The sequence below is a fragment of the Streptomyces sp. NPDC046909 genome, from assembly GCF_040644695.1.
Lineage (GTDB): Bacteria > Actinomycetota > Actinomycetes > Streptomycetales > Streptomycetaceae > Streptomyces.
Window position 1 is genome coordinate 21,154 of sequence record NZ_JBEYXC010000006.1, and the last position, 16,560, is coordinate 37,713.

Here is a 16,560-nt window from a genome sequence, read left to right on the forward strand (position 1 = left end):
GCCCGCTGGGCGGCAGCCCGGAGGCCGCGGTGCGCGCGCACCGCGGCCTCCGGCCGTCCCGTCAGCCGAACATGCCGGGCTGGTAGTCGCCCGCGGGCTGCTGGTTGATGACGTTGAAGCGGTTGTACAAGTTGATCAGGCCGATGATGCCGATCAGCGCGGCGAGCTGCTCCTCGTCGTAGTGCTTGGCGGCGTTCGCCCACACCTCGTCACTGACGCCACCGGCCGCGTCCGCGATCCGGGTGCCCTCCTCGGCCAGCTCCAGCGCGGCACGCTCGGCCTCGGTGAAGACCGTCGCCTCGCGCCAGGCCGCGACCAGGTGCAGGCGCTCGTGCGTCTCCCCGGCGGCCACCGCGTCCTTGGTGTGCATGTCGGTGCAGAAACCACAGCCGTTGATCTGGCTGGCGCGGAGCTTGACCAGCTCCTGCACCGCGTGCGGCAGGGTCGAGTCGGAGATCGCCTTGCCCGCCGAGTTGATGTGCCGGAAGACCTTGGCGCCGATCGGGCTCTCGAAGAGGTTGAGGCGAGCTTCCATGATGCGCTCCTGTGTCGTTGTCGTTGGCTACACCCCTATGACGGGACGGCCCGCCGAGATGTGACAGGAGCGGGTGTGACCTGGGTCACCGGGTGTCGCGGGCCCGGTGACGGCGTACCGCGTCGCGGTTGGCGCAGCGCGGGGAGCAGTAGCGCTGTCTGCCGGTGCGGGAGGTGTCGGCGAAGATCGTGACGCACTCGGTCACGGCGCAGCGCCTGAGGCGGTGCATGCCGCGCCCCGACAGATGCAGCGCGGTGCCCACGGCGATCAGGGAGAACAGCACGCCGCCCAGCGGCTGGGCCTCGTCCCGGTAGTGCAGATGCCAGCCGGTGCCCACATGGTTGGTCATCCTCGGGTAGGCGGTGGCCGCGGCCAGCATCCGGTTGACCAGCTCGGCGCGCTCGTGCTCGTCGTCGGAGTCGACGACCTTCTCCCACGCGTCCAGGACGGCCAGCGTGCGCTCCAGGTCCTCGGGCGTGGCGGGACCTTCCAGCGCCACCCCGGCCGCACGGCACCGCTCTGCGAGTTCCTCGGCGCTCACCGGACGCCGGTTGGCCAGATCGGCGGCCAGGTTCACGGCATCCTCGCCGTAAGGGTTGAGATGCATAAGGTCATTACATCAGGCTCGTGACCATGGGACAACGCACCGCACTGCGCTCCGCCGTACGCCAGGCCGTGGAGTACGACCTCGTCGAACTCGTCCGCCTGCGCGCCCTGTTGTTCGACCACCTCGGCGGCGACTTCTTCGACCCCTCGACGGCGGACGACGACTGGCTCGACACCCTGGCCGTCGTCCTCAAGGAACAGCTCGCCTCCGACACCGTCCGCATCCTCGTCGTGGACGGCGACGGCGACGGCCTCGCCGCCTGCGGCATCGGCACCGTCGAGCAACGGCTCCCCGGACCGCACCTCCACAACGGCCGGATCGGCCAGGTCATCGGCGTGGTCACCGACCCCGCGCACCGCCGCAGGGGGCACAGCCGCGCCGTCATGGAGGGCCTCCTCGACTGGTTCCGCGACCAGGAGGTCGCCCGCGTCGACCTCTACGCCTCCCACGAGGGCGAACCCCTCTACCGCGAACTGGGGTTCACCCCGCACCCCGACCCGTCGCTGTACTGGCGCCCCTGAGGCACCCGGCCGGCCGTCCGCGGACAGATCCCCAGGGGTGCTCATCCCTTCCCCGGGTAGGCGCAGTTCGGCCTGTCCGGTATCGGGCGGACCGTGCTGTCATGGGGAGAGGGGGAGGTGGACACCCATGCGCATCGGGGGCCGGTACCTGCTGGGGGAGCGGGTCGGGCAGGGCGGCATGGGGCGGGTGTGGCGGGCGCGGGACGAGATGCTCGAACGGACCGTCGCCATCAAGGAGTTGTGGCTCGACGGGCCGGACGCCGACCTGCGGACGCGGCGGGAACGCGCGCTGCGCGAGGCGCGGGCGAGTGCGCGGATCGACCATCCGGGTGTGGTCCGCGTCTATGACGTGGCCGAGGAGGACGACCGGCTGTGGATCGTCATGGAGCTGGTCGAGGCGCCCTCGCTGGAACGGGCCGTCGCCGATCGCGGGTCCCTCGGGGTGCGGGAGACGGCCCGGATCGGGCTCGCGCTGGCCGAGGCGCTGCGGCGGGTGCATGCGGCCGGGGTGCTGCACCGTGACGTCAAGCCCGGCAACGTACTGCTCGGGCCGGGCCGTCGGGTCGTCCTGACCGACTTCGGGATCGCCGCCCTCCAGGACGTCCAGGGGCTGACCAAGGACGGCACGGTGATCGGCTCCCCGGAGTACATGCCCCCGGAGCGCGCCACCGGCCGCGCCCCCGGACCCGCCTCCGACTGGTGGTCGCTGGGCGCCACCCTGTGCACGGCCCTGACCGGGCACTCCCCGTTCGTGCGCCCCTCGATACCGGCGACGCTCTACGCGGTGGTGTACGAGGAGCCCGAACTCCCCGACGACGACTGCCCGTTGACGCCGCTGCTGCGCCGGCTCCTCACCAAGGACCCGGCCCGGCGGCCGGGCGCGGACGAGATCGTGGCGTTCCTGGGCGCGGTGGCCGCCCGGCCCGACCCGGGGGAGGAGCCGCCGCCCCGGGACATCCGCTCGCGGCTGCTCACGGCGGCCGTCCTGCTCGCCGCGGTCGCCGTGGCCGTCGTGATGATCGTCACCGCGATCTCGCCGGGCGGCGAGAGCCGACTGCCGGAGGTCACCCCGCCACCGACGGTCGCAGGCACCTCCCGGCCGCCCTCGTCACCGCCCCCCTCGTCGCCACCCGCGACGGCCTCGCCGCGCTGAGAGCCTGTGTCATGTCCCCGGCCGGGCGCGCGGCGTCTGGCACGCACTCCCCGCCGCGCGCTGATCCGACCGGGGACATGACACAGGCTCTGACCCTCACGCGCGCAGGGCGAGGCCCTCCCGGCTCCGGTCCCCGCGGAAGGCCCAGCGCATGTCCGGTTCCATCGCGAAACGGAACACCCGCTGGACGGGCGGGGTGCACAGCACGGTCACGATGACGGCCGCGACGGCCGTGACGACGACCTCGCCGACCGGCTCGTACACCCACGAAGGGTCGTACCAGCCCCAGTACTTGGAGCCCTGCGCGACGAACCCGTGCAGCAGATAGCCGTACAGCGTCCCCGCGCCCAGCGCGGTGAACCACATGCGCCGCCCGGGCACCCAGGAGAGGAAGCAGGCCACAAGCAGCGTCGAGCAGGCGAAGACGACCAGCGTCATGACGGGCCCGTACCAGGCGGGCGCGCCCAGCTCCTGGGCGCTGTCCCGGTGGTAGAACCAGGCGCCGCTCATCCGCGGCACCGCCCAGTACGCCAGCCCGAGCGCCACGGCGAACACCGGCACCGCCGCGATCCGCACCTTCCAGCGGCGGATCAGCCGGAAGTGCTCCGGCCTGAGACACAGACCGAGCACGAAGTACGGCAGGAACTGAAGGGTGCGCTGGAGATCGAGGTCCTCGCCGATGGACGGGGTCACGGTCGCCAGCATCGCGACGCCGAGCGCGACCGGCAGGGGCCAGCGGACGGACCGCCACACCGGGGTGGTGAGCCGCCAGATGAACAGCGCGGCCAGGAACCAGGTCAGATACAGCGGCTCCAGCAGGCTGACCGGCCGGTCCGGCACCCCGTCGGTCCACCGGGTGTAGAAGGTGTACGCCGTCTCGAAGACCACATACGGGACGGCGACCCCGGTCACCAGCCGCCTGAGCCGCTGCGGGCTGCCGTCGAAACTGCGGGAGAAGTAGCCCGCGATGACGATGAACGCCGGCATGTGGAAGGCGTACACGAGCGTGTAGGCCGCGGTGACCGCCCGGCTGCCGTCCCGCAGCGGCTCCCACGCGTGACCGATCGCCACCAGCACGATCGCCAGATACTTGGCGTTGTCGAAGAACGCGTCCCGCTGTGCGACGGGTACGGGCCGCGGCGCGGTGTCCTTTCCGGGCGGTGCGGAAGTGGCTGCTGGGGTCAGTGGCTGGGGCATCCCACGCGCCTGACCACTTCTCGGCGCGGCAAACCTCCCGGGCCGTGCGGCGAACCTCTCAGGCCGCGGGACGCACCAGCCCGGATTCGTAGGCGTAGGTCACGGCCTGGACGCGGGCGCGGGCGCCGATCTTGGCGAGGATGTGGCTGACGTGGGACTTCACGGTCGTCGGGGCGATGGACAGCTTCTCCGCGATCTCCGCGTTGGACCAGCCGGAGGCGACGGCGGTCAGGACGTCGCGCTCCCGTTCGGTGAAGGCATGGAGGCCCACACCGGGCGCGGCGGGGAGGGCGGGCTGCAACTGCCGGACGGTGTCGATGAGGGCCCGGGTGAGATGGGGTGTGATGACCGAGTCCCCGTGGGCGACGACCCGGATCGCGGCGATCAGCTCGTCCGGGGTGGCGTCCTGCGGCAGGAAGCCACCGGCTCCGGCGCGCAGCGCGGCGTAGGCGTGCGCCTCGTCGCCGACCGGGGTCAGGACCAGGACACGTGCCGGACTGAGGGGTTCCACGGAGACGGCGAGGGCGGCGGGCCGGGTGATCCGCCGGATGACATCGTTATCCGCCTCATGGAGACGCCCGTCCAGCAGGACCACGTCCGGGCGCAGTACGGCGGACAGGCGCACCGCCTCGACGCTGTCGCGGGCTTCACCGGCCACGGCCAGATCGGGCTCGCCGGCCAGCAGCATGCGCAGGCCGTGCCGTTGGAGGGACTGATCGCTGGCGATGAGTACCGAGGTCATCCCGGCTCCTTCTAAACGAAACCGTTTCGTTCACGTTGACCTCAGAATACCCCGCCACCATCGAAACGAAGCCGTTCCTCTTGTGGTGTCGATCACCTCACCCACATGGGCCCGTCACCTCGCCTCAGAGAAACGGAGTCCCCGCGTCCAGCCCCGACAGGATCCGTCCGTACAGCTCCAGATTGGTCGCCGGATTCACGAACGAATGCAGGTTCAGCGCCTGCACATCCCGCACCGCCCGCTGGATGGGTACCTCCCGGTGCAGCGAGGAGGCGCCGGACGCGGAGGCGACCAGATCCACGGCCTCCTTGCACAACCGCGCCACATACCCCGTCTGCGCCCGGATCTTCGCGCGCTCCTCCGCCGAGAACGGCTCACCCGCCTCGATCCTGGCGACCAAATCCGCCGTCAGCAGCTCCGCGCACGAGATCTTCATCGACGCCTCGGCCGCCTGGAGATGGGTGACCGTCGCCTCGTGCTGCCGCTGATGGAAGGTGTACGTGATGCCCCGCCGGTGGATGAGCTCGGTGAACCCCGCCAGCGCGCCCCGCGCCAGACCGAGCGCGTGCGGAGCCGTCCACACGCAGAACATCAGCAGGACGGGAATCCGGTAGAACGGGTCGTCCGCGTTGGCCTTCGACGGGAACTCACCCGCCAGCAACGGCCCCACGGGCAGCACCCGGTGGGCGGGGACGACGACGTCACGGGCCACGACACTGTTGCTGCCGCTCCCGGCAAGCCCCGACACATGCCAGTCGTCGAGGACCTCGAGCTCGGCCATGGGCACCGCCGTCCACAGCACCTCGGGCGGACCCTCACCGGACTCGACCCGCGCCGTCAGCAGATGCCAGTCGGCGTCCTGGCACCCGGTCGCGAACCCCGACGTGCCGTTGACGACATACCCCTCGTCCGTCGCGACCGCCGTGGCGCCCGGGATCAGCGTCCCGCCGACCCGGACGTCGGGGCCGGTGAAGATCTCGTCCTGCGCCTCGTCCGGGAAGAGCGACGCGATGAACGCGCAGCCCGCCTGGATCAGCGCCGTGAACGCGGTCGAACCGCACGCGGCGGCGATCTCCGCCACCACGTCCACCTGCGTGGCCGGCCGCGACTGGTAACCCCCGTACCGCCGGGGCACGTTCATCCGGTACACCCCGGCGTCCGTCAGCGCCGCGAGGACCTCGCCCGTCACCCTCCTTCGCTGCTCGGTACGGAGTGCGTGCTCGCTGATCAGCGGCCGGAGCGCGCGGACGCGTGCGACCAGGTCCGCGTCAGAACGTGCGTCGGAACGGGGTGCTGGCATGGGGCGACCTCCAGTGTCCCACCGTGACGCGACCGGCCGCGGCCGTCAATGCCCCCTCAAGCCGCGGAAGTTGGGCTCACCAAGGCTTCTTCGCGGCGCTGCGCGCGGCGTCCGGCCACCGTCTCCCGGAGCCTGCGGCCGCGTCGCGTGAGCCCCCACGGCTTGAGGACCGAGATCACCGTCATGAAGACATACGCCGACAGCGACACGATCGGCCCGAACAGGACGTCACCGGTGTCGGGCAGCGGCCCGCCCGCGGCGACGGCGGCGACCGCGGAGTTCACGGCGGGCCGCAGCGCGAAGACCGTGGCGGTGGTCGTGCCCAGGGTCAGCCAGAACTTCGTCCACACCCAGCGATGCCTCGCCAGCCCCCACGGGGTGCCCACGGACAGCAGCACCCCGCTCAGCAGCGTGAGGAACGCCAGCGGCAGCAGCAGCCAGTCGGCGAAGAGCTTCATGGCCCGGACCGAGGCCTCGACCGTCACCGCCGAACCACTGGTGGCCGCGGTGATCCCGAGCGCCAGCAGCCCGAGGGTGAGCCCGAGCCAGCCCGCGGAGGCGATGACATGGACGACGAGAGAGGCCCGGCGGGCGGGTCTGGTGAGTTTCACACCGGCCACGGTGCCGGGCGGGGGACCAGCGGGGCGTCCGACAGCGGGAGTAACCGCGCGTACTGGCCTGGGAGTACGGAGCCGCCCAGCGCCTCGGCGAGTACGCGCTCAGGGCGTCGGAACCCCGAGTTCCGACCGGAGGAAGCGCACACGACGGCGTCCGGCGTACCGTCGTAAGAGTGGACCTCACCGCGGACCGACTCGTGTCCCGGGCCGCGCGCGAACTCGGCCGGGACGGGGACCGGCTCGTCCACGACGTCGAGCGGGTCCTCAGGAGCGAGCTCCCCGAGCTGTGGGACGACCCGGAGGCCATGGCCTCGGAGAACATCGCCGACCATGTCGTGGCCGTCCTGGCCGGTCTCGAACACGGCGTCGAGCCGGGCAGCGTCGAACCGCCCGCCGCCGAACCGGAGCGCGCCCGGAGGCTGGCCCGGCACGGCACCCCCGTCAGCACCCTGCTGCGGGCCTTCCGGCTCGGACAGGGCGTCGTCCTGGACCGGCTGCTCCAGGAGCTGCCCCGGCACACGGACGACGCCGAGCTGATCAGCGCCGCGACCCGCCGGATCCTGCGCACCGCGACCGGCTACCTCGACCGCACCTCGGAGCGCGGCGTCCAGGCCTACCAGGAGGAGCGGGAGCGCCGCCTGAAGGGACGGCTGTCGCTGGTCAACGAGGCGGGCCTGCGCATCGGGACCACCCTGGACATCGCCCGCACCACCCAGGAACTGGCGGACCTGGCCGCAGAGCACTTCGCCGACCTCGTCACCGTCGACCTCCTCGACTCCGCGATCCGCGGACAGGACGTCCCGGCCGCGGACCCGCCGGTCCTGCGACGGGTCGCCCAACTGCCCGACCCCGCGGAACAGCAGCTCCACTCCTACGTCGACGGCTCGCCACCGGCCCTGGCCCTGGCCACCGGACAGCCCTCCCGGCACCAGGACCCCCCGACCCTGGTCGTGCCCCTGCGCGCCCGGGGCATCACCCTCGGCGTCGCACGGTTCGTCCGCCACCGCACCACCGACCCCTACGACGACGAGGACCTCCTCCTCGCCCAGGAGATCGCCGCCCGGGCCGCGGTCGCCGTCGACAACGCCCGCCGCTACACCCACGCCCGCGCCACCGCCCTCACCCTCCAGCGCAGCCTGCTCCAGCACCATGTGCCGCCGCAGTCCGCCGTCGAGGTCGCCTGCCGCTATCTGCCCGCCGGCGACCGGGTCGGCGTGGGCGGCGACTGGTACGACGTCATCCCGCTCTCCGGCGCCCGGGTCGCCCTCGTAGTGGGCGACGTCGTCGGCCACGGCATCCACGCCGCCGCCACCATGGGCCGGCTGCGCACCGCGGTCCGCACCCTCGCCGACATCGACCTGCCGCCCGACGAACTCCTCACCCACCTCGACGACATCGTCATCCGCCTCTCCGCCGAGGCGGCCGACGACCCGGCCATCGACACCGCCGGGGACATCGGCGCGACCTGCCTCTACGCCGTCTACGACCCCGTCTCCCGCCGCTGCACCCTCGCCCGCGCCGGCCATGTGCTCCCCGTTCTGGTCACCCGCGACGGCACCGTCGACCTCCTCGACCTGCCGCCCGGACCGCCCCTGGGCCTGGGTGGACTGCCCTTCGAGGCCGCGGAGGTCGACCTGGCCGAGGGCAGCCTCCTCGCCCTGTACACCGACGGGCTGATCGAGGCCCGCGACCATGACGTCGAGGCCGGTCTCGACCTGCTGCGGCACGCCCTCGCCCGGCCGGGCCCCTCCCTGGAGGCCACCTGCGACACCGTCCTGGAAGCCCTGCTCCCGGCCCGTCCCGACGACGACGTCGCCCTCCTGCTGGCCCGCACCCACGCCCTCGGCGTCCGCCAGGTCGCCACCTGGGAACTGGACGCCGACCCCGCCGCCGTCGCCGGAGCCCGCTCGGCCGTCGCCCGGCAGCTGCGCACCTGGGGCCTGGAGGAGCTCGACTTCACCGCCGAACTGGTCGTCAGCGAACTGGTCACCAACGCCATCCGCTACGGCCGCCCGCCCATCCAGCTCCGCCTCATCCACGACCGCGGCCTGCTCTGCGAGGTCTCCGACGCCGGCGGCACCACCCCGCACCTGCGCCGCGCCCGCGCCTATGACGAGGGCGGCCGAGGCCTGCTCCTGGTGGCGCAGCTCGCCGAACACTGGGGCACCCGGCACGCCGCCCACGGCAAGACGGTGTGGGCCGAGCTCAACGAGTCCGACCAGGCGCTCCAGGCCCTGCTGAAGGTCGCCGTGACAGAATGACCGACCGTCCGCCCGCCGCTCCGACCGACCGAGGCAGCTCCCTTTGACCAAGCCCGTGGCCCGCGTGCCGCAGCGAAGCAACGCGCGGTCCAACCGGGCGCGCATCCTGGCCACGGCCCGCCGGGAACTCGGCCGGAACCCGGACGTCACGCTGGAGGAACTGGCCCGCGCCGCCGGAGTCGTACGACGCACCCTGTTCGGTCACTTCCCCGGGCGCCCGGCGCTCCTGGAGGCCCTCGCCGACGAGGCCGCGGAGACCCTGCGGGGCGCGCTGGAGTCGGGGGCGCGGCCCGAGGAGCCGGCCGACCGTGCGCTCGCGCATTTCGTGTTCTCGATCTGGCCTGTAGGGGACCGCTACCGACTGCTCCTGGCGCTGGCCCGGCACGACCTGGGAACGGACCGCGTGTCCGAGATCCTGGCACCCGCCCGTGCCGCGGCCGCCACCATCCTGGAGCGCGGACAGCGCGACGGCGTCTTCCACAGCCGGCTGCCGCCCGCCGTGCTCAGCGCGGGCCTGGAAGCCATGACGGTCGCCCTGTTCGACGAGGTCAACTCCGGTGCGCTGGAGGACGACGGCACCCACACGGCCATCGCCACGATGGTCGCGGCCGGGGTGCCGGAAGAGCGGGCCAAGGTCGTGGTGGGTGAGGTTTCGGCAGAGGTGAATGCCGCCCACTAATCGCCGGCACGCGCCACCAGGTCCAGCGCGATGTCGGTGATCATGTCCTCCTGCCCGCCCACCATGCCCCTGCGCCCGACCTCGACGAGGATGCTGCGGGTGTCCAACCCGTAGCGCGCGGCCGCGTTCTCCGCGTGCCGCAGGAAGCTGGAGTACACACCCGCGTAGCCGAGGCTGAGCGTCTCGCGGTCCACCCGCACCTCACGGTCCTGAAGCGGTCGTACGACGTCGTCGGCGGCGTCCATCAGCGGGAACAGCTCGCACGCGTGCTCCCAGCCCATCAGGTCCGCGACCGCGACGAACGCCTCCAGGGGACAGTTGCCCGCACCGGCGCCCTGGCCCGCGAGCGAGGCGTCCACACGGACCGCGCCGCTCTCCACGGCGACCACGCTGTTGGCGACACCGAGGCCGAGGTTGTGGTGGGCATGGATGCCCAACTCCGTTGCCGGGTCCAGGACTTCGCGGTAGGCGCGGAAGCGGTCGCGGACGCCGTCCATGGTGAGGCGGCCGCCGGAGTCGGTGACGTAGACGCAAGTAGCGCCGTAGGACTCCATCAGCTTGGCCTGGCGGGCGAGTTCGGCCGGTTCGGCCATGTGGGACATCATCAGGAACCCGGCGACGTCCATGCCCAACTCGCGGGCGGCGGCGATGTGTTGGGCCGATATGTCGGCCTCGGTGCAGTGGGTCGCCACGCGCACCGAGCGGATGCCGAGGCGGTGCGCCTGCCGGAGGTCGTGCAGGGTGCCGATGCCCGGCAGCAGCAGCGTGGTCGGTACGGCATGGAACGCCACGTCCGTGACGGCCTCGATCCACTCCCAGTCGGAGTGCGCGCCGATGCCGTAGTTGATGCTGGAGCCCGCGAGGCCGTCGCCGTGGGCGATCTCGATCGCGGCCACCCCGGCGGCGTCCAGGGCGGCGGCGATGGTGCGGGCCTGCTCGACGGTGTAGCGGTGCCGGACGGCGTGCATGCCGTCCCGCAGGGTGACGTCCTGGATGTACAGCGCGGTCACTTGGCCGTCTCCTTGCTGTGCGCGGCCATGCGTTCCGCGGTGCGCAGCGCGGCCGAGGTCATGATGTCGAGGTTCCCGGCGTAGGCCGGGAGGTAGTGGGCGGCGCCCTCGACCTCCAGGAAGACGGAGACCTTCAGGAGATCCCCGCCGGAGGCCAGGGTGCGCAGCGGATCGTCGGCGGCGACCTTCTCGTACTGCACCTTCTGCTTGAGCCGGTAGCCCGGCACATACGTCTGGACGCGGCCGACCATCTCCTCGACCGACGCGGTGACGGCCTCGGTCGCGCACTCGGAGACCAGGCAGTGCACGGTGTCCCGCATGATCAGCGGGGGTTCGGCCGGGTTGAGGACGATGATCGCCTTGCCGCGCGCGGCCCCGCCGACCCGCTCGATGGCGGAGGAGGTGGTCTCGGTGAACTCGTCGATGTTGGCCCGGGTGCCGGGACCGGCGGAGCGCGAGGCGATGGACGCGACGATCTCGCCGTAATGGACGGGCGACACGGCGTTGATCGCGGCGACGATCGGGATGGTGGCCTGGCCGCCGCAGGTGACCATGTTGACGTTTCCGGCGTCGAGGTGGGCGTCGCCGTTGACCGGAGGGACGACGTACGGGCCGATCGCGGCCGGGGTGAGGTCGACCAGGGTGCGGCCCAGCGGGCGGAGCACCTCGTCGTGGTGGCGGTGGGCGCCCGCCGAGGTGGCGTCGAAGACGATCTCGACGTCGGCGAACTCGTCCAGATTCACCAGCCCTTCGACGCCCCCGTGGGTCGTGGCCACCTTGAGGCGGCGGGCGCGGGCCAGGCCGTCGGAGTCCGGGTCGATGCCGGCCAGGGCGACGATCTCCAGGCTCTCCGACAGGCGCAGGACCTTGATCAGGAGGTCGGTGCCGATGTTGCCGGAGCCGATGATGGCGACCTTTGTGGTCATGACCGTGTCCCTTCCGGGCCGAAACCGGCCTGGACCGAGCCCAGGCCGAGGATGTGGGCGTCGAAGACGTCGCCGGGCGCGGCGGGGGCCATCGGGCCGAGGGCGCCAGTCAGGACGATGTCGCCCGCGCGGAGCGGGTCGCCGCGTTCGGCGAGCGCCTGGGCCAGCCAGACGGCCGAGTTCAGGGGGCTGCCGAGACAGTCGGCGCCGGTGCCCTCCGAGACGGTCTCGCCGTTGCGGGTCATGGTCATCGACACCGAGCGCAGATCGAGCCCGCTGAGCGGGACGGGGGTGCCGCCGAGGACGTACAGGCCGCAGGAGGCGTTGTCGGCGACGGTGTCGACGAGGGAGATGTCCCAGCCGGCGATCCGGCTGTCGACGATCTCCAGCGCGGGCAGCGCGAAGTCGACCGCGCGCAGCACGTCCACGACCGTGCACGCGCGGTGCGGCAGATCCTCGGCGAGGACGAGCGCGACCTCGGCCTCCACCTTGGGCTGGAGCAGCCGCCCGGCCGGCACCTCGGCGCCCTGCGGCACGGCCATGTCCGCGAACAGGGCACCGAAGTCGGGCTGGTCCACACCGAGTTGGCGCTGCACGGCCGGGGAGGTCAGACCGATCTTGCGGCCGACGATCCGGCGTCCGGCGTCCAGACCGCGACGGATGTTGACCTGCTGCACGGCGTAGGCGGTCTCGAGGTCGCCGGCGTCGAACAGCGTCCGCACCGGAGGACAGGCGGCCCGGGTGCGGGCGGCCTCCTCCAGCAGGTCGGCGGCCTTGAGCACGGCCGGGGAGACGGCGTTCGGCATGGATCCCTCCAGGGAGTGCGAGTACGGACACCGATATAGACAGCTCGCGGCGCATGGGCCAAACTTTGTTCCGTGTCACGGAACATCGCGAGCGGCAGCATGCTGGAGAAGGCCGCGGGCATCTTGGAATGCTTCAGCCCGAGCGGCGGACCGTTCCGCCTCTCGGAACTATCGGAGCGGGCGGGACTTCCCAAGCCGACGGTGCACCGGCTGGCGGCGGACCTGGTCCGGCTGGGCTGGCTGGAGCGCTCGGGCGCCCAGTACCGCCTCGGCGCGAAGCTGTTCGAGCTCGGCTCGCTGGTCCCGCACCGGCTCGATCTGCGCGAGGCGGCCCTGCCCTTCCTCCAGGACCTCTACGAGGCCACTCGCGAGACCGTCCACCTCGGGGTGCGCGACGGCATGGACGTCGTCTACCTCGAACGCATCCACGGCCACGAGGCCCTCCAACTACCCTCCCGCATCGGCGGCACCCTGCCTCTGAGCTGCACGGCCGTCGGAAAGGCGCTGCTGGCCTTCTCCGGCACGGAGCTGACCGAGCGGCTGCTGGCCGAGCCGCTGCCGAGCCTCACCCCGCACTCGATCACCGACCCGGCACGCCTGCGCATGGCCCTGGAGAAGATCCAGGTCTCGGGCCTCGCCTACGAGGAGCAGGAGGCGGCGCCGGGCGTGAGCTGTATCGCGGCGCCGGTCTTCTCCGGCGGCACCACGGTCGCCGCCCTCTCGGTGGCCGTACCCCGCTCCCGCTTCAGCCCCGCCCAGCTGGCACCGGCGGTACGGACGGCGGCGCTGGGGCTGTCGCGGGTGCTGCGCGGGGGCGCGTGAGGCGTCATCCGGGCTGGACCAGCTTGAACACGGCCCGGGCGGCAACCCGTTGGGCGCTTTGCCGCAGGCGCGTCCTGGCCCTCCGCGCCCAGACAGGTGCCCCGGTCGTTGGCCGGCAGCGTGACCCCGTCGGCACCCGGTTCGGTCAGCGCCCGCCGGGCCTCGGCCGCCGAAGCGTCGGCATCCGGCATCGGAAGGGCGGCGAACCAGCCGAACCGGCCCCCCTGACCAGCGACGCGGGTCAGTGCGGCGCCCGCACCTTGAGGACCTGATCGTCGACATAGAGCACGTCCAGCTGGCGATCCGTGCCCGAGACGCTGAGCGAGAGGCCCGTCGGTGTTCCCGTCCAGCGGCCCGTACGCAGCCCGGGTGCGTCGCCGCGCCCGAGGGGCCGCTCGGTGAAGGTGCCGTCCGCCGCGAACTCCAGGCCCCGGCGCCCCCGTGCGGGCGGCAGCGGATAGCCCGCCGGGCGGTACACCGTGACCCCGGGGGAGTCCTCCTCGTACGCGTGCACCCAGCTGCCGATCAGTTCCGGCGGCGGACCGCTCATGGCCGAGCACCTCCTGATCTGTGGCCAGTTGACCTGATACTGAAGGCAAAGCCGTACTTAGTGCGGAATTCGCGATTCTGCTTACGGTGTCCGTTCCGTCGCCCTACCGTAAACCTCAACGGGCCCGCTCCACCCTCAGCTCCGCGCCGTATCGGTGCGACCCTCTCCAGGCGGTGCAGCGTGCCCGAGAACGAGTTCGACGAGACCACCCCCGCCCCCGGCCACCGTGTCTGCGGCACGATGCCGGTCCACCGGCGGCTGCTGACCGAGGATCCCTCGTACGCCATCGCGCGGGACGCGGTCGAGAACCGGGCCTTCGCCTTCGAGCAGGGCTTCGAGACACCGACCCGCGCCGGGGTGACGGTGATCCCGGTCGTGGTGCACGTCGTCCACCACAGCCCCGACCAGGACATCTCCGACGCCCAGATCGCCGGCCAGATCGACGTCCTGAACCAGGACTACCGGATGCTCAACCCGGATGTGTCCCAGGTGCCCGGCGTCTGGCAGTCCCTCGTCGCCGACTGCCGTCTCGAGTTCCGGCTCGCCTCCCAGGACCCGGACGGGCAGCCCACCGACGGCATCACCCGGACCAGGACCGCGACGGACACCTTCGGCATGGACGACGCGATCAAGTTCTCGGCGAGCGGCGGGCAGGACGCCTGGCCCGCCGATCAGTACCTCAACTTCTGGGTGGCACCCCGCCTCGAAGACCCCCAGGTCGGCGAGATCCTCGGCTACGCACAGTTCCCGGGCGGCCCCGCCGCCACCGACGGGGTCGTCATCGGCCACAGCTTCGTCGGGACGACGGGCACCGCGAGGGCCCCCTTCGACCTCGGCCGCACGGCGACCCACGAGATCGGGCACTGGCTCAACCTGTTCCACATCTGGGGCGACGACGGCGAGGGATGCAGCGGCAGCGACTTCGTCGCGGACACCCCCAACGCGGGCGGCCCCAACTTCGGCAGGCCCACATTCCCCAGCGTGACCTGCAACAACGGCCCCGACGGGGACATGTTCGTGAATTACATGGACTACACGGACGACGCCGGGATGTTCATGTTCACCCAGGGCCAGCTGGCCCGTATCGACGCCACCCTGGAGGGCCCGCGCTCGTCGTTCCTCAAGTTCTAGCCGTCAGTCCCGGGCGGCCCGCAGCAGATGATCGCGGACCAGGGCCACATGCGGGTTGCCGGAGGCGCCCGGGCGCTGCACGAGGAAACCGGTGTTGATCGGCGGGTCGTCCGGATCGTGGAGCAGCACGAGCGCGCCCGAGGACAGCTCGGCCGCGCAGAGGTAGTGGGGGAGGACCGTGAACCCGGCCCCGCCGACGACCGCCGCCTTCACCGCGTTGAGGTCGGGCATCGTGATCGCCGGGTCGCGCACCAGCCGCTTGCCGAAGACATGCCGCCAGTAGCGGCGCACGATGGGCAGATCCTCGGCGTACGCGACGAGGGGGACGCCGTGCAGGGCGGCGGCCCCTTCGGCCGCGACCCGGGCGGCGCCGCCGATCCCCTCCGCGAGAGCGGGGGAGGCGACCAGCACGAACTCCTCGTCGTTCAGCGGCACCGAGGCCAGCGTGCGCCCGCGCGGCCGGAACGTGGCGATCACCAGATCGTGGCGGCCGGCCCGCAGATCCTCCAGGAGCGGCTCCGTCAGACCGGGGGTGATGCGCAGCCGTACCCCTTTCTCCACGAGCGGGGCGAGGTGCGGCAGCACGGAATGGGTGAGGAACTCGGCCGGTCCGGCGAGATGCACGGGCTCGGCCGGGGCCTCGTCCGCCCCCGTGACCGTCGCGAGCGAGTCCAGGGGGTCGACGATCCGGGCAGCCAGCTCGTCCGCGTACGGCGCGGGCGCGACACCGCGGGCCAGCCGCTCGAACAGCTCCCGGTCCAACTGCCGCTCCAGAGCCCGGATCTGCGTGGTGACCGTCGGCTGGGAGAGCCCGAGGAGCCGGGCGGCCGCGGTGAAGGAGCCCGTGCGGTACACGGTCAGGAACGTGCGGAGCAGATTCAGGTCCAGTGGTGCCGCGACCGGGTGGTGATTGGATTCCCTATCTCTCACATACGTGAGCCTATTGGATTCCTATGGCTGCCTCGACTTACCGTCGGACCATGGCAAAGATCCTCTTCGTAATCACCGGCGCCGACCACTGGACGCTGGCCGACGGCACTCAGCACCCCACCGGCTTCTGGGCCGAGGAGGCCGTCGCCCCGTACGAGGCCTTCAAGGCCGCCGGTCACGACATCACCGTGGCCACCCCGGGCGGCGTCGTCCCCACCGTCGACAAGGGCAGCCTCGCGGCCGAGGTCAACGGCGGCCAGGAGAACGCCGACCGGATCGCCGGCGTCATCGCCTCCGCGACCGAACTCCAGCACCCGGTCCGCCTGGAGGACGTGCGGCTCGACGACTACGCCGCCGTCTTCTACCCCGGCGGCCACGGCCCCATGGAGGACCTCGCCGTCAACACCGACTCCGGCGAACTGCTCACCCGCGCCCTGGAGTCCGGCAAGCCCCTCGGCGTCGTCTGCCACGCCCCGGCCGCGCTGCTCGCCGCCGTGAAGCCCGACGGCACCAACAGCTTCGCCGGCTACCAGGTCGCCGCCTTCACCAACGCCGAGGAGACCCAGGCCGGCTTCGCCGACAAGGCCAAGTGGCTGCTCCAGGACCGCCTCACCGAGGCCGGCGTCCAGGTCCAGGTGGGTGAACCCTGGGCCCCGAAGGTCGTCATCGACCGCAACCTCGTCACCGGCCAGAACCCGGCGTCCTCGGCGCCGCTGGCGGTGGAGCTGCTGAAGAAGCTGGGCTGATACAGCGGTTGAACGCAGGAGGGTCGG

General features: G+C 72.0%; 18 protein-coding genes. 7 read left to right on the forward strand and 11 right to left on the reverse strand.

All coding sequences use genetic code 11. The features are described 5' to 3' along the window. Positions 1-61: 61 nt before the first annotated feature. Both ABZ928_RS20855 and ABZ928_RS20860 read right to left on the reverse strand, forming a co-directional pair. Positions 62-535: a carboxymuconolactone decarboxylase family protein gene (locus tag ABZ928_RS20855; RefSeq protein WP_361520797.1), complete on the reverse strand. Its 474-nt coding sequence runs from the start codon at positions 533-535 to the stop codon at positions 62-64. An 85-nt stretch (positions 536-620) separates the two neighbouring features. Continuing rightward, positions 621-1,142 carry a CGNR zinc finger domain-containing protein gene (locus ABZ928_RS20860; protein WP_361520800.1) on the reverse strand — a complete coding sequence of 174 codons (522 nt, stop codon included), beginning with the start codon at positions 1,140-1,142 and terminating at the stop codon, positions 621-623. Positions 1,143-1,168: 26 nt separating this feature from the next. Here ABZ928_RS20860 and ABZ928_RS20865 point away from each other — a divergent pair, with 26 nt between their 5' ends. Both ABZ928_RS20865 and ABZ928_RS20870 read left to right on the forward strand, forming a co-directional pair. Continuing rightward, positions 1,169-1,663 (forward strand): GNAT family N-acetyltransferase, encoded by a 495-nt coding sequence (locus tag ABZ928_RS20865; RefSeq protein ID WP_361520803.1) that lies wholly within the window; start codon positions 1,169-1,171, stop codon positions 1,661-1,663. Between the two features lie 127 nt (positions 1,664-1,790). Then, the gene (locus ABZ928_RS20870) at positions 1,791-2,816 is read left to right on the forward strand and encodes a serine/threonine-protein kinase (RefSeq protein ID WP_361520805.1); all 1,026 of its coding nucleotides are present in this window, start codon (positions 1,791-1,793) and stop codon (positions 2,814-2,816) included. 96 nt (positions 2,817-2,912) lie between these two features. Here the strand turns inward: ABZ928_RS20870 and ABZ928_RS20875 are convergent, their stop codons facing one another. The 4 genes from ABZ928_RS20875 to ABZ928_RS20890 form a co-directional block, all read right to left on the reverse strand. Further along, positions 2,913-4,013: an acyltransferase family protein gene (locus ABZ928_RS20875; RefSeq protein ID WP_361520807.1), complete on the reverse strand. Its 1,101-nt coding sequence runs from the start codon at positions 4,011-4,013 to the stop codon at positions 2,913-2,915. Positions 4,014-4,071: 58 nt separating this feature from the next. Continuing rightward, positions 4,072-4,755, reverse strand: coding sequence for a response regulator transcription factor (locus tag ABZ928_RS20880; protein ID WP_361520810.1), 684 nt, complete (start codon positions 4,753-4,755; stop codon positions 4,072-4,074). A 124-nt stretch (positions 4,756-4,879) separates the two neighbouring features. Continuing rightward, positions 4,880-6,055 carry an acyl-CoA dehydrogenase family protein gene (locus ABZ928_RS20885; protein ID WP_361520813.1) on the reverse strand — a complete coding sequence of 392 codons (1,176 nt, stop codon included), beginning with the start codon at positions 6,053-6,055 and terminating at the stop codon, positions 4,880-4,882. 56 nt (positions 6,056-6,111) lie between these two features. After that, positions 6,112-6,666, reverse strand: a complete 555-nt coding sequence (locus ABZ928_RS20890) for a DUF2269 domain-containing protein (RefSeq protein ID WP_361520816.1) — start codon at positions 6,664-6,666, stop codon at positions 6,112-6,114. A 179-nt stretch (positions 6,667-6,845) separates the two neighbouring features. Here ABZ928_RS20890 and ABZ928_RS20895 point away from each other — a divergent pair, with 179 nt between their 5' ends. Next, complete coding sequence (locus ABZ928_RS20895; RefSeq protein WP_361520819.1) at positions 6,846-8,933, forward strand: SpoIIE family protein phosphatase; 2,088 nt, start codon at positions 6,846-6,848, stop codon at positions 8,931-8,933. Positions 8,934-8,976: 43 nt separating this feature from the next. Then, positions 8,977-9,612 carry a TetR/AcrR family transcriptional regulator gene (locus tag ABZ928_RS20900; RefSeq protein ID WP_361520821.1) on the forward strand — a complete coding sequence of 212 codons (636 nt, stop codon included), beginning with the start codon at positions 8,977-8,979 and terminating at the stop codon, positions 9,610-9,612. Here ABZ928_RS20900 and dmpG read toward each other — a convergent pair. The 3 genes from dmpG to mhpD are packed head-to-tail and all read right to left on the reverse strand — an operon-like array spanning position 9,609 to position 12,354. Further along, positions 9,609-10,622 carry a 4-hydroxy-2-oxovalerate aldolase gene (gene dmpG / locus ABZ928_RS20905; protein ID WP_361520824.1) on the reverse strand — a complete coding sequence of 338 codons (1,014 nt, stop codon included), beginning with the start codon at positions 10,620-10,622 and terminating at the stop codon, positions 9,609-9,611. The genes ABZ928_RS20900 and dmpG overlap by 4 nt on opposite strands. Continuing rightward, positions 10,619-11,548 carry an acetaldehyde dehydrogenase (acetylating) gene (locus ABZ928_RS20910; protein ID WP_361520827.1) on the reverse strand — a complete coding sequence of 310 codons (930 nt, stop codon included), beginning with the start codon at positions 11,546-11,548 and terminating at the stop codon, positions 10,619-10,621. The genes dmpG and ABZ928_RS20910 overlap by 4 nt, the downstream gene beginning before the upstream one ends. Further along, the gene (mhpD, locus tag ABZ928_RS20915; protein ID WP_361520830.1) at positions 11,545-12,354 is read right to left on the reverse strand and encodes a 2-keto-4-pentenoate hydratase; all 810 of its coding nucleotides are present in this window, start codon (positions 12,352-12,354) and stop codon (positions 11,545-11,547) included. The genes ABZ928_RS20910 and mhpD overlap by 4 nt, the downstream gene beginning before the upstream one ends. 99 nt (positions 12,355-12,453) lie before the next feature. Between mhpD and ABZ928_RS20920 the strand changes: the two genes are divergently transcribed. Next, positions 12,454-13,176: an IclR family transcriptional regulator gene (locus ABZ928_RS20920; protein WP_361522222.1), complete on the forward strand. Its 723-nt coding sequence runs from the start codon at positions 12,454-12,456 to the stop codon at positions 13,174-13,176. 241 nt (positions 13,177-13,417) lie between these two features. On the opposite strand, the gene ABZ928_RS20925 is transcribed toward ABZ928_RS20920, so the two are convergent. Then, positions 13,418-13,726, reverse strand: a complete 309-nt coding sequence (locus ABZ928_RS20925) for a hypothetical protein (RefSeq protein ID WP_361520832.1) — start codon at positions 13,724-13,726, stop codon at positions 13,418-13,420. Positions 13,727-13,906: 180 nt separating this feature from the next. Here ABZ928_RS20925 and ABZ928_RS20930 point away from each other — a divergent pair, with 180 nt between their 5' ends. Then, positions 13,907-14,857 (forward strand): zinc metalloprotease, encoded by a 951-nt coding sequence (locus ABZ928_RS20930; protein WP_361520835.1) that lies wholly within the window; start codon positions 13,907-13,909, stop codon positions 14,855-14,857. Between the two features lie 3 nt (positions 14,858-14,860). On the opposite strand, the gene ABZ928_RS20935 is transcribed toward ABZ928_RS20930, so the two are convergent. After that, positions 14,861-15,787 (reverse strand): LysR family transcriptional regulator, encoded by a 927-nt coding sequence (locus ABZ928_RS20935; RefSeq protein WP_361520838.1) that lies wholly within the window; start codon positions 15,785-15,787, stop codon positions 14,861-14,863. Positions 15,788-15,837: 50 nt separating this feature from the next. Here ABZ928_RS20935 and ABZ928_RS20940 point away from each other — a divergent pair, with 50 nt between their 5' ends. Next, complete coding sequence (locus tag ABZ928_RS20940; protein ID WP_361520841.1) at positions 15,838-16,533, forward strand: type 1 glutamine amidotransferase domain-containing protein; 696 nt, start codon at positions 15,838-15,840, stop codon at positions 16,531-16,533. Positions 16,534-16,560 lie beyond the last annotated feature (27 nt).